This window comes from Acidobacteriota bacterium (genome assembly GCA_030949985.1).
GTDB lineage: Bacteria > Acidobacteriota > Polarisedimenticolia > J045 > J045 > JALTMS01.
In genome coordinates this window covers 53985-67394 of record JAUZRX010000004.1, presented here as the reverse complement: position 1 = coordinate 67394, position 13410 = coordinate 53985, and the positions used below count along the sequence as shown (strand labels likewise).

The window sequence follows — 13410 nt, the reverse complement described above, 5'->3', positions numbered from 1 at the left end:
GTCGTCGGCGGCGCGGCCGGACGAACCAGAACATAGGCGAGAGCGAAGGGATGCTCAAGACCCTGCGCCTGCCGGTCGATAAGGAACTGGGAGCGCGGATGGCTGAATCTGTCTGGACAGAGAAGAAACAGGGGATTGCCGACGGAGAGGACCTGATCCCCGGCCTGCGCATGGTCAAGGTGCTGGCCAAAGGCGGATTCGCCGAGGTCTGGGAAGCGGAGCAGACCTCCCTGGGGCGCAAGGTCGCAGTCAAGATCTTGCGGGAGGAGTTGCTGGGCCAGGAGCAGATGGTCCAGCTCTTCGAGCAGGAGGCGCGGGTTCTCGCGCGCCTCAACCACGCCAACGTGGTGCAGGTGATCGACCGCGGGGCCTCTCCCCAGGGCCCCTACTTCGTCATGGAGTATATCGAGGGGCGGACCCTGCAGGACATGCTTTCGCGCAGCACCGTCTCTCGCGACCGGGCGCTTTCGATCCTGCTGCAGGCCACGCGGGGACTGGCCTACGCCCACCGAAACGGCGTGGTGCATCGCGATGTCAAGCCGGCGAATATTCTCGTCTCGCGCACCGGTCAGGTGAAACTCTCAGACTTCGGTATCGCGGCGGTGAAGGCCGCGGCGGGGGGCGAAGGGGAGGACGAGACCGAAGGCGGGCGTCGCACGGCCCTCGGCACCCGGGCCTTCATGGCTCCCGAACAGCGCGTGAGTTTCGATGACGTGGGCCCCGAGGCCGATGTCTACTCCCTTGGCGTGATCCTGCATCGCATCTTGACGGGCAAGTTGCCTCCCGGGCCGGGGCGGCGCGCTCCGGGAACCATGATTCCCGATCGCCTGGTGCCCATCGTGGAGAAGGCCCTGGCGGCCTCCCCCGGCCGGCGCTACCCGGACGCGGGGGCCTTTCGCGAGGCACTGGTCAACGCCCTCGAGGGACGGCACATCGACGACCGGGTGCGGCGGGGAGCGGCCAGCGCCCTGGGTGCGGCGGGTCGCTTCGAGCTGCTGGACGTCATTCGCCAGGACGAAAGGCGATCGGTCTACCTCGTGCGCAAGGGGGGCGCCGATGGTGAGCGGATCGTCGTCAAGCGCTACCTCAAGGATCCCGAAGCCCTGCGCACGGTCCGCAGCCTGATTCGCATCGAGCATCCCAACATCATCAGGATTCTCGCGGTGGGTGAGCGGGAAGACGCCTTCATCATGCTGATGGAGCACATGCCCGGCGGCGACCTGCGCGAGCGCCTGGTCAAGCCCCACCCGTGGAAGGAAGCCGCGGCCATCGGCCGGGACGTGGCGCTCGCCCTGGCCTGCGCGCACCAGGCGGGGATCGCCCACGGCAACCTCAGGCCGTCGAACATCCTCTTCGACGAGCAGGGCCGGATTCGTGTCACCGACTTCGGTCTGCCCGAGCACTACCGCGGAGAACCGGGCAAGCGCAACTGGTACGCGGCTCCCGAGGGGGGCCGCTCCCCCGCCGCGGATGTCTACGCCCTGGGCGCCGTGCTCTACGAGATGCTTTACGCCACGCCCGTGCCGGAGTCGCCGGACCAGCTCTTCGCCGACTCGCGGCGGCGCGACGAGATTCCCCAGGCGATGCGCGATCTGCTCTGCCGACTCCTGGCGCCTGCGGGCCGGCGGGATGTCTCCGCGGCTCTCGTGGCCCAACAGCTCGAGGGCATGCTCGAGCATTCCGAGCCGGAAGGGGGGGACGAGCCGGAGCCGGATGCCGGCCAGGTGGAGAGTCCCGTGGTGGAGGAAAGCCCGAAGGCGGGCGTAGCGTCCCATCTGCCCGGTGTCTTGGGCCTGGCGGGGTTGCTGCTGGCCTGGCTGCTCGATCGCTCTTTCACCCAGCAGTGGCTGGCGGAGATCGCTTTCCGCTTCCTGCGCTGATCGCCCGGTGGGCGGTGGTTTCCGCCCGCCACCCTTCGTAGCATGATGCGGCCGGCCTGAAACGGGGGGCAGGGTATCGGTAGAGGGAGACGGCGGTTGGTAAACCGGGAAGCATGGGTTTGGCTGGCGGCCGTCTTTCTGCTCCAGGTGGGTTTTTCGCCCGACCTGCTGGAGCCGGGCCGGGGGTTTCGCCTGGTCCTGGTTTCGGCGATGGTCGCCCTGGTGGCCCTGCGCTGTCGCAAGATCGGGAGAGGGGCCTCCCTCCCGCCGGCGGTGGCGGGCGCCGTGCTGGTGCTACTGGCCATCACGGTCGTCGGCGCCCTGCTGGCCCCCGGGGCGGAACGTTGCAGCGTTTTTTTCGATGGCTGGCAGTCGGTCGCCTCGTGGCTGCTGCTGCTGCTGGCCGGCGCGACGGCCTCCGAGGATGGGTCCGATGCGGGTGTGGATCGCGCGCTCGCCGGGGGCTGTGCGATGGCGCTGGTGCCGGCGGGTCTTTGGGGCCTGGCCCAGGCCTGGCTCGGCTGGTCGGGCCCCGGGCCGCTGATCGCTCCACCGGCGGGGCCGTGGTTCAACCGCAACGTGGCAGCGCAGGCGCTGGTGATCCTGGTCCCACTGGCTCTCTCCGCGGCGGTGGTTCCCGCCCACCGGTGGCGGCGCCGGTGGCTGTCACTGGCCTGTGCCGGCCTGGGTGTGATGTTCCTCGTCGCCACTCGCAGTCGAGGGGGCTGGGTCGCGGCCGTCGTCGGTTGGGGGCTGGCCCTGGGGCTCGTGATGGCGGGGCGCATACGACGCGAGGGGCCGGGGGCGGCGTTGCGGCCCCTGCTCGCTCCCGCCGCCCTGCTCGCCGCGTGCGGGGTCGTGGCCGCCATGGTGCCGGTGGCCGGCAAGCACCCGCTTCCCGCCGTGGGGCGCGTGGTGGAAATGACCCTCGAGCCCGTCGCCGGGGGCACGATGGAGACGCGGCGGGCGCTGTGGGTCAACACGGGTGCGATGATCCGCGAGCATCCCTGGTTGGGTGTCGGCGCGGGACGCTGGAACGTGGTCTATCCGCTCTTCCAGCGGCGAGTCGAACCGACGCCGGGGTTCGGGCTCCGGCGGCAACCCCGCCACGCCCACAACGAGGTGCTGGAGTTCGCGGCGGAACTCGGGGTGCCGGGGGTCGGCCTGCTGGTCTTGCTGGTGGGAGCGGCGCTCTGGCGCCTGGGGCGGCGGGCCGGGTCGGGTGACGCGGGCGCCGGCCTCCGGCTGGCGGGGCTGGGCGCGGTGGTGGTGCACGCCCAGGTCAGCTTTCCTCTCCATGCTCCCGCGACGGCGGCACTGTTCTGGATCGTGGCGGGCTCCGCGTTGCGCCCGGAGGGGGGCGCCCGGCCGCGCCCGGGCAGGGCGGGCGCCCGCTGGGCGCCGGTGGTTCCCGTCCTGTTGCTCCTGCTCGCGGTGGCGGGCACCTGGGCGGCTGGCCGGGACTACCGCGCAAGGCGGCACCTGGCCCGGGCCGCCGCCGCCGCGGGGCAGGGCCGCTGCGCCGAGGCGCTGGAACAGGCCCGGCAAGCCTGGGCCGCGAGCTGCCATCGCGACCACCGGGGACGGAGCGCCGTGGTGATCTGGACCTGTGAGAAGAACCCCGAGGCTTCGCTGGCTTTTCTCGAGCCCGCCCTGGCGGCCTTCCCGCACCGGCTGGAGCTGCTGCTCGACACCGGGGCGCGCCGCATCAAGGCCGGGCGCCTCGACCAGGCCGAGGCCGCCTACCGTCACGCCCTCGCGTTGAAGCCGGATCTGGGGCGGGCCTGGCTGGGCCTGGCGATGACTCTCGACCGGCAGGGCCGCCCGGAACCCGCCCGGGACGCTTGCCGGAGGGCGTTGGCCGTGGGTGCGGGCCCTGCGGCTCGCGCATTTTGCGGGGGTCTCGGAGTTTACGACTGAGGCGGTGGTGGGGCGCGTCTTTGCCTCTTGCGCCTTTTTGTCGCCCCTGGTGGGCCGGTTTGGCCGGGTTTTTTCGGAGCACGTTGTTCAAGAATACGGAGCCGTTCAAACTATTGAACGGCCGAGCGCCCCCGCGATCCCTGCCTTCCGGCTAAGTTGTTCCTCATAAACAAGTTGTGAAAATCCCGGAAAGCGCCCGAGTTGGCGCGAATCCTGCTAGCAAGACACTGGTTCGTAATGGATTGGTTTGTGCCGAACGGCGGCGACAAACTTGTAAAGAGCCAAACTTGTAAAGAACTTGGAGTTACCAGGTAAACCCAAAACCTAAGGTACGGGCGCCGACAGTCGTGAATCGCGGGAGCCGATTCCCACCTGGAAGGGGCCCACAAACCGGGGAGGTGTCAATGCGGAAGTTTCTTCTTCTCGCAGCAATCTTCGTTCTAGCCACCGGGGCCGTGTTCGCCCAGGGGCTGACCACCGGAACCCTCGAGGGATTCGTGGCCGGAGAGGACGGCGCGCCGGTAGCTGGCGCGGTCGTGACGGCTGTCGGACCCCAGGGGGCCCAGACCCAGGTCACCAACGACAAGGGATATTTCGTTTTCCGGGGCCTGCTGCCCGGGACCTACAACGTCAAGGCGGAGGCCGACGGCTACTCGACGATCATCCAGAGCGGCGTGGTGGTGTACATCAGCCGCCGGACCCAGCTTCCCTTCTCGCTCCCGAAGGGCATCAAGCAGGAGATCACCGTCACCTCCGAAGCACCGATGGTCGACATGAAGAGCACCACCACGGGCCAGTCGGTAAAGATCGACAGCTTCGCGCCCTACGTGCCCCTCGGCCGCAGCCTGCAGGCCACCGTGGCGATTTCTCCCGGCGTGGCTGACGGCGGCGGGACGGGTACGGCCAACGCCTCGATCAGCGGCTCCTCGGGTCTCGAGAACGCCTACTTCGTCGACGGCGTCAACATCACCAACAGCGGCTACGGGGCTCTCGGTGCCTACTCCATCGTCTACGGCTCGCTGGGTACCGGTGTGACCTACGAGTTCCTCGAAGAGGTCCAGGTCAAGACCGGTGGCTTCGAGGCCGAGTTCGGCCAGGCCGGTGGTGGTGTGGTCAACTCCGTGGTGAAGAGCGGCACCAACGAGTTCACGGTGGATGCGGCCTGGTACGAGCAGGTCGGATCCCTCGAGGGTGGCCGGCGGACCGTGGAGCTGACGCCCAATGTCGCCAACCGCATCGAGACCAGCCGACGGGATTTGGCGATTGCCTCCGGCGGCCCGATCATCAAGGACAGGCTGTTCTACTTCCTGGCTTACAACCCCGTGAAGACCGAGTCTGATTTCCGGCTCGTGAGCGGTGATTCCACGGTCGGTTACGACCTGAACAACGACGGCACGGAAGAGTATTTCGGTGTCGGTCAGACGATTCAGGGCGGCCGGGTTCCGGGTTCGGTGACCCGTACCCGTACGATCGACAACTATGCCGGCAAGCTTGCCTACTTCCTGACTCCGAACCACCGCTTCGAGGCGACGTTCTTCGGTGATCCCTCCGACGGTGACGTCGGCCCCCAGGCGCCGACCTCCTTCCTGCGTGTCCTGGCCGATCCCGCGGCCAACCCGAACGCGTCCGCCAGCGCTACGGGCCTCGACTGGGGCGGCGATCAGTACTCCCTCAAGTACCACGGCGTGTGGAGTCCGAACTTCTTCACCGAAGTGCAGTTCGCGCACAAGCGCAATACCTTCAAGGAAGTCGGCCCCGGCACCACTTTCCGCTCGATTTTCAATACCGTTGAAAACAATACGAGCGGCGGCGCGGGCTTCTTCGAGGACCTTGAAGACAAGACGGATCAGTTCTCGATCAAGTTCACCAACGTGATTGGGCCGGTCGAGATCAAGTACGGCTACCAGATGGACGACATCGACTGGCGTCAGCCCCGCCAGTACAGCGGGCCGACCTACGAAGCCTGGCTGCCTCGTCTGACGGGAAATCTCGTTGATACGGATGGTGACGGCACCGGTGACACGACGGAAATCGCTGGAGACGGTGGTCTGAACGACTCCAGTTATCTCCGTCTGACTTCCGGTACCGGAGCTTCCCTCGACTTCTTCGATTCCGACGGTGATGGCACGGCCGACACCTACAACGTCACCCGTACGGGCTTCGGTCCGATCGGCGAGTTCACCAACGCCAAAGAGCGCAACGCATTCGTCCAGGCGACCTGGGATGTCACGCCCAACTTGACGGTCAAGGGTGGTCTTCGTTGGACCGAGCAGGAGCTTACCGGCTCCGGCAACTACACCCTGCCTGTTTCTCTGATCGGCGGTGTGATGGCCGCTGGCTCGACCACCTACAGCCCCAAGCACTACACCTTCGATAGCGAGATCGCGCCCCGTTTCGGTATCACCTGGGACGTTCGCGGCGATGGCCGGCACAAGATCTACGGAAATTACGGTGAGTACTACCAGCGCGTTCCGAGCGACCTGGCCGTGCGACAGTTTTCGAACGAGGTTGGCCTCGAGAACGAAGAGTTCTTCGATGCCGACCTGACTATGCCGGTGTTCAACAGCACCTGTGCCCTTGCCGATGGCACTATTGTGGGTTGCCACCTGCCCCAGGGTACTGGCGCCGAGCCCGGTGTGATTCTCGACGGTTCCCAGCAGACCCGTGACTTCATCGAAGGCATCGGCCTCAACTTCAGCGACGCCACCAACGGCGAGCCCAGCAAGCTGCCCTACACCAAGGAGTGGCTGGTCGGGTATGCCTGGGAGATCAACGACTACACCTCCTTTGAAGCTCGCTATATCGACCGCGAACTGGGCCGCGTTCTCGAGGATGTTCAGTTCGCCTCCAACGAGCAGATCTGGAACCAGTTCTTTGGCCCTCTTACGCCCATGGGCGAGATCTTCCCGGGCCACGGCTCCTCCTCGTTCGGAGCTTATGTGCTGGCCAATCCCGGCACGAATGTGAACCAGGCTCTCTTCCCCAGCCCGGTGCGCGATTACAAGGCACTCGAATTGATCTTCCAGCGCCGTTTCCACAACAGTTGGATGGTCTACGCCAATTATCGCCTCGGTCGTCTGCGTGGAAACTACGAGGGGTCTTTCAGGAACGACAACGGTCAGTCCGACCCCTTCATCACCTCACTCTTCGATCTTCCGGCAGCCTCGCTGCTTCCTGACGGCAGTACGGTGGTTAGTGGGACATTGGCCGGTCAGTACACCAACGGGCCCCTTAACACCGACCGTCGCCACATCGTCAACGCTTTCGTGTCGAAGGATTTCGACAACGGCCTCAATCTCGGCGTTCGGATGACCCTGCAATCAGGGCAGCCGCGGTTCCCCCTCTTCGCTCATCCGACCTACCGGAATTCCGGTGAGATCCCGGGTGTGAACCCCACTTACTGGTGGTTGGTTCTTGCCGATTTCGACCCGACAACGGACAGTGATGGCGATGGTGTCGTCGACAATGACATCGATGGCTTCGGCGTCTTCCTCGACACTGATGCTACCCAGTCGACTTTCGCCGACCAGGATGTCAACCGTGACGGCATCGCCGATACCAACATCCTTTACGCGAGCGGTCCGCGCCTGTGGTCCTACGATGTTGTCAAGCGTGACTACTTCGGTCGGAACCCCTGGACCTACAGCTTCGACGTGCACCTGTCCTACGACTTTGATCTGGGCAATGGCAAGCTGACGGCCCTCCTCGATATCTTCAACTTCTTCAGCGACACCGAATGGCTGGGCTTCGATAACCGGGTCGAACTCCGTCCCGGAACGCCCAACCCCAACTACCTCAAGCCCACCTCTTACCAGGCCCCGCGCCAGTATCGTTTGGGCGTCCGCTACCACTGGTAGTCGATATCCTCACCGTTTGATCCGCGGGGGAGAGGCTACAAGCCTCTCCCCCTTTTTTCGTGGGTCGGCACGTGGGCGCTGTGTTGCAAGGCCGAGCCACGCCCTCTCGGCAGAATCGAGCAGGGGGAGCAAAAGGTACCGGAGGCGTCGAGATACCGAGATATGGATGGGCCAGCGCGGATGAGCCTTTTCCGGCCGAATGAAGCTGGACCCTCCTTTGATGGAGCCCTCTTGGCGCGGACCAGGCGGATGGTAGCCGCGGCAAACGAAACCTGCCCCACCCGGGGGCGAACAAGGTGGCCGACGCCGAGCCCCATCCGGAATCCTGTTGTCGCAGAGCAAACGCGGACCGGGGGTAGAAGTGATCCAGGTGAGCCGGGTAGGGGAGTGTGAGCAGTTTTATGGGGAAGGGGTATCGATGCGGGCTCTTGCTCGCCGGCCCGGGATCCGGCGAAACACGGTGCTTCGGTATCTAAGAGGGTAGCTTCAGGCCTTTACGCCTCACGCAGTCCCGTCGTCGACCGGCCAGAGAGAGGATCGAAGCGCGGATTCGAGAGCTTCTGGAGCCGGTGCGTACCCTTCGTACGCCTCGCGAGCAGCGTCTGGCGGGAGCGCGCATGCACCGGATCCAAAGGCGCCTGGTGGAGGCTTGCTGCCGACAGGTCAAGCTGCTCTCCGAATGGGGCGGCGATACTCTTCCCGGAGGTGTCACCCTCTCGCAGCTGCAGGATCTAGCCCGGGGAGACTCCATCGAGCGGCGCGAAGACGTCATGGCCCTGGGCGGTAGCGGGACGGGCAAGATCCATGTCTGCATCGGTCTGGGCGTGGCGGCCTGTCATCAAAGCCGGTGGGTGCGTGGCAGTAGAACGGGCCAGCCTGCTGGAAGAGGCTCAGGAGCAACCCCCACTGCACCCTGCCATCAAACGCCTGAGGGCGCTCGATCTTCTGGTGGTCGACGAATTGGGCTATCTGCCGTTCACCGAACGGGCCGCCGATCTGTCGTTTCAGGCCTTCAGCGCGCACCATGAACAGAGCCGTGTGATCGTCAATGCCAATCTGCCGTTTTTCGATTGGGCCCCAGTGTTCAAGAGCGGACGGTTGGCTGTGGCCCTGCCCGATCGTCTGACCCATCGGGCCCGGATCCTGGAAATGAAGGGCGAAAGCTACCGCCTGAGGGATGCTGGCCGGAGGAAGAAGCCGGGAAAAACCCCTGATTACGCCACCGAAATCCCGGTCGACTCTCCTCCCCGGTCGGTCCGGACACCAGAGTGTGTCGGGGGCCAGGCTCACTCTGGAAGGCTTCACTCCGCCCCCGGTGGGTCCGGTTTGGATTGCCGGGTGGGTCAGGTTGGCTTTGGTGCGCTCCCGCGAGCGCACGATGGCGTGGAGTCGGCACCTTTCTCGCCTTGCCGGCGTGGCTCGCTCCTAGTTGACACCGCTCGCCACGAACAATTTCGCTTCGCGTTGGCGTATGGTGTTTGTGGCGATGCGAGTGGCGGTCAGGCGAAGAGTGTGGCTACCGGGACCAACGCCGCTGAGGTCGAGTTTGGCGACGAGGTCGAGATAGCTGCCATCGGGCGCGAACTCGAGACGCCGGTACTCGACGGCCAGGTCGATGACCTCTCCATCATCGCGAACCACTTGCCACGTCAGCTCCAGCGGTGGCTGTTCCGGGTGCACCTGGGGAGGTGGTTTGATGACGCCGATCTGGACCAGGAGCGGTGTTGTGGGGTCGACCCGCCCGTCGGTGTTCACCGGCGGGCGCCCCGCGGCGTTTCCCAGCGGGTCGGGAAGGGGGCCGGAGGGATTGTTACCCGGGATCGGCTGTTGCTGCAGGAAGACATCGAAGACCGTCGCTGAACGGTCCGCCGGGGAGAGCAGGGTGAGATCAGTGAGGGAGAAGGTGTTGAGATCGGTACTGCGAACAGCGACAGATTTCTTCCAGCGCCCCATGCGCCGCAATCCGGGCGCCTGGATGACAATCTCCACGTCGTAGGAGGCCGCAGACAGGACGAGCGCTTCACGCAGAGCGAAACCGGAGGCGAGACGACTCTCAAGCTCCGGGGAGAGGGGGATCGAGATATCCCTCCGGCTTTCCTCGATAGGGACGTCCGCAATCAGAGCTCGGGTCCGCATGCGGAGTTCGAGTCGTTCGGGGAAATCCCCGCTTACCGTCAGAGGGTCCAGGTCGCCCAGATGAACGGGTAGAACCAGCAAGGACTTGTCCCCTGGCAGAGGGAAGACCTGCGGCCGGCAACTGATCTCGAAGGGCGGCCCTGCCAGCTCGACGGCTTTAGTGGCGGAATTCTCGGGTGCGAATTCTGGCGGTCCGGACGCAAAGCGGCCTCGACGAGCAATGACCTTGAGGCCCTTCCCGTCCACGCTTGCGCGGAGCCTGACATAGCGTCCGGCTCGTACCAGATCGACGGGTCGGTAGCCGATCAGGTAGTAGTGCGAGAGGTCTTCGGTAACCTGCTGCAGGCCACGGAGGTAGTTCTTTCCGCGAATGAAGCGACCGCCGGTCTCGTTGCCCAGGATGGCAAGAACTTCCTGGTGGGATATGGCGGAGTCGATCTGGGCGCCGACCTGGAGCGAGTCGAGCCATTCGGTGCCCAGGCCCAGGTTGTCCACCATCTGGCGGATATTCCTGGCCTGTTCGGCCCCTGTAAAGGTGTTTTCTTCACCGACATCGAACGAATAGACGCGAACCCCGTAGTATTCGAGGACCTCCATCATGCGCTTGAACCGCCGGGTCAGGCCGCCGGTGGAGTTGGTGTCCCACGAGCGTGTGATGGGAAAACCGCCGGAGAAAAGAACGACCGCCTTGGTTCCCGCCAACGGTCCGAGAGCCTGGCCGAGGCTCGTCAGGCTGACGTAGAAGTTGTCTCTCTCTGAACGGTCGAGTTGCGAGCCGAAACTGCCCGCGTTGCGAATTTGCTGTTCCCGAAAGTCCCGGGGTAGGGCCTGGGTCTGCTCCAGGCGCTGGCGGATCATCTCCTGGCCCATGCTGGATCCCGGCATGATTCGAATCGAGTCGATCGCCTCGTTCAGAAGTTTGCGGCGGGAGGTGAAGGATTGCACCGTCGATAGATGAGGGAGGAGCTGGTAGACCGCGACCTGGTCACCTTCGCGGAGGGTTTCCTTGAGCCACTTTTTGGCGGCGCGGCGGGCCTGGGAAATAGCCAGGGCCGACGGATTGAAATAGCCGTCGAAGAGGAGCACGAACCAACGTTTGCCCTCCTTGCGGGCACGTGCCGCCTGGCCGGCGGAGACCGGGCCCGTCGGAGCCGCCGCCGGGGAGGGTACGCCGTCCGGCCGCTCCGGTTGGCTGGCGGGAGTTTGCGGCTCGCCTGAAGCCCCTGAAATCTCCGGGAGGTTCGGTGATGCCGTGCCGGGTTCCTGGTTCAGAGTGATTTCGTCAAAAGTAATGATCGGGACTTCGCGTCGTCCCTCCTTGAGGTGAAAGGCTGACGGGGGCAGACCGCGCACGTGACGGCCCTTGCGGTCGACCACTACGACCTCGAGCATGGCCAGCTGGACATCCACGGTTTCAACCTTCGTGGATGTCGCTGGATTCTCCTCGCTTGGGGGCGGAGTTTCAGCCCAGGTTAGAGTCAGGGTAAGAAACAGGGCTCCTATGGCGAGCAAGCCGGCGCTACCAAGAAAAGCCCACCTGCGTAGTAGTCTGTCCAATGTCTAGTTTCCTGAAAGGGATTGGACGATCGCCTTGGCGTCCGGAGTCGCCGGGCTGTCCGGTCGCATTTCGACGAACTTCTTCAGGTTCTCGACGGCAGCGGGAATCTCGCCCAGATTGAGCTTGCAGTATCCGAGCTGGAGAAAGGCCTCGGCGAAGTTGGAGTCAGCGGCAATGGTCTTTTCGAAGTATTCGGCCGCTGTCTTGAAATCCTTGTTGTTGAACGCATCCGCGCCAAGGTTATAGAGGACGGCGGGATCCTGGCTCCCTCCGAGAGATGCGACCTTGGCCAGGATCTCCTCGGCCTTCTCCTTCTGGTCGGTTTGGAGGTAACAGTTGGCCAGCTCTTTGAGTGCGGCCACGTTCTCGGGGTCGAGAGTCACGACCTGCTCGAGCAAAGCAGCCGCTTGTTCGAGTTCCTCCGCCCGCACCAGAAGCAGCGCGGCCGCGATCAGGGCGTCCTTCTTGACCTGTTCCGTGGTGCAGTGCTCGATTTCCGCGCGGTAAGCGGCGAGAGCTTCGTCAGTTTGGCCCGCCGACTCCAGCAGTTTGCCGCGGATCATGTTGGCTCCCTCGAAGGCCGGATTGGTCGCCAGGCACTTGTCGATGGCGGTGCGCGCAGCCTCGAGGTCTCTCTTCTGGAGCATGGCGAAAGCCATCAGGTAGTTGAGGTTCGCGTCGTCTGGACTGATTTCGAGGCTGCGCTGGATTTCCATGACAGCCGCGTCGATATTACCACTTTGGATGCGCTCGATGATTTCCCTGTTGGAAAGCAGCGGTTGCCCCGTCCCCCATTCGCCGGGGTCGCCGCCATCGGGGTACATCACCATGTGATAGGTGACTTCGGTCAGCCCGTCGATGCCCAGTACCGGCGGGATGCCGCCGGGGGAGATCGGCCCCTTGTAGGCCCAGAAGCTTTCGTCCGAAGGGATTGCGATATTGCCGTCGATCTCACCGACGCGATAACCCTCCTTGAAGGCGGTGATGCGGTAAGTCGACTTGCGAATCAGCCCAATGATGTATCGGCCTTTTTTGTCGGTCTTGACCTTGATTGTGGGGAGGTCCGGTCGGTCGGCCGGCACGAGATGGACTTCGACTCCCTTGAGCGGCTTGCCCTCCCGGTCGGTGATCGTACCCACGGCTCTTCCCGCGGCCATGGCGGGGGCGGCGAGGATGCACAGCATGAAAAGCGCCGCAATGGCCGAAACGATGCGTCGGATCATGGGTTCCTATCTCCAGCAGCTCCAATCCCTGTGAGATGGAGCCGAGTGGTGGGCGATCGAGGGGCAGCCGCGGAGGGCAGGGTTCAGCGAATGGAAAAACGCACTACGAAGGTCTCGGGCTGCTCTTCGACCTTGAAGAGCAGCTTGAGATCCCTCTTGTGCAAGCCGTTTTCCGGAACGGGAAAGTACACGTAGCCGACCACCATTTGCCGGCGCCGGACTTCGACTGCGGAAGTCGATGTCGTCGAGCGCCGGCTGGTCGCTGGAAACATGCGCAGTTCCCGGTAGCTGAAGGTGGCAAAGCGTCCTCGCATGGCTTCGATGAAGTTGTCAGCCAGTTGCTCATCGGTCTTGGATCGGCGGTAGGAGGCCCGGTATTCCTTGTGGGAGACCAGGGGATAGCGCTTGCCGTTGTCGTCCTCGAGCACGAATGACTCCCGGTCGATGGTCATCGATTTCAGAGTCTTGTTCACCAGGGCGATGCCGAGAGGGAAGATGCTCTCGTCGCTGATGTACTGGGCGGCGCGGGTGTCGACACCGATGAAAAGCAAATCACCTTCGTCGTAATAGGTGAAGGGAGTGAGCTTCGCGGAAAGATGGCTGTCGGGGCGGTGGCTTCCGGTGCTGGCGCATGCGCCCAGCAGGATCAGCAGCGGCAGGGCGAGAAGCAGGACTCGAGGGGTGCAGGAAACCTTCATCGTTTCTTCCTTTCCCGTCGTCTCTCCTTGGAGGCCCTGTCGGTGGAACGAGGCCACCAGCGAGATTGCGGGCTCGGGCGGCCGACCGCCCGAAAAGTCCCCGCACCATGCTCACTTAGGTTCCGCGGGCTGTCAACA

Annotated in this window: 7 protein-coding genes; 3 read left to right on the top strand and 4 right to left on the bottom strand. The window is 64.4% G+C overall.

All coding sequences use genetic code 11. The annotated features are described in order from the left end of the window. Positions 1 to 50 precede the first annotated feature (50 nt). The 3 genes from Q9Q40_00650 to Q9Q40_00640 all read left to right on the top strand — a co-directional run bounded on the left by Q9Q40_00650 (position 51) and on the right by Q9Q40_00640 (position 7657). Positions 51 to 1880, top strand: a complete 1830-nt coding sequence (locus tag Q9Q40_00650; GenBank protein ID MDQ7005719.1) for a protein kinase — start codon at positions 51 to 53, stop codon at positions 1878 to 1880. A gap of 96 nt (positions 1881 to 1976) precedes the next feature. Continuing rightward, on the top strand, positions 1977 to 3800 hold the full coding sequence (locus Q9Q40_00645) for an O-antigen ligase family protein (protein ID MDQ7005718.1): 1824 nt from the start codon (positions 1977 to 1979) through the stop codon (positions 3798 to 3800). A gap of 404 nt (positions 3801 to 4204) precedes the next feature. Continuing rightward, positions 4205 to 7657 (top strand): carboxypeptidase regulatory-like domain-containing protein, encoded by a 3453-nt coding sequence (locus Q9Q40_00640; GenBank protein ID MDQ7005717.1) that lies wholly within the window; start codon positions 4205 to 4207, stop codon positions 7655 to 7657. 768 nt (positions 7658 to 8425) lie between these two features. Here the strand turns inward: Q9Q40_00640 and Q9Q40_00635 are convergent. The 4 genes from Q9Q40_00635 to Q9Q40_00620 all read right to left on the bottom strand — a co-directional run bounded on the left by Q9Q40_00635 (position 8426) and on the right by Q9Q40_00620 (position 13272). Continuing rightward, a complete protein-coding gene (locus Q9Q40_00635) occupies positions 8426 to 8788 on the bottom strand; it encodes a hypothetical protein (protein MDQ7005716.1) in 363 nt (120 codons plus the stop codon). A 294-nt stretch (positions 8789 to 9082) separates the two neighbouring features. Beyond that, a complete protein-coding gene (locus Q9Q40_00630; protein ID MDQ7005715.1) occupies positions 9083 to 11203 on the bottom strand; it encodes a VWA domain-containing protein in 2121 nt (706 codons plus the stop codon). 150 nt (positions 11204 to 11353) lie between these two features. Continuing rightward, positions 11354 to 12574 carry a tetratricopeptide repeat protein gene (locus tag Q9Q40_00625; protein MDQ7005714.1) on the bottom strand — a complete coding sequence of 407 codons (1221 nt, stop codon included), beginning with the start codon at positions 12572 to 12574 and terminating at the stop codon, positions 11354 to 11356. 83 nt (positions 12575 to 12657) lie between these two features. Next, a complete protein-coding gene (locus tag Q9Q40_00620) occupies positions 12658 to 13272 on the bottom strand; it encodes a hypothetical protein (GenBank protein ID MDQ7005713.1) in 615 nt (204 codons plus the stop codon). Between the last annotated feature and the right edge of the window lie 138 nt (positions 13273 to 13410).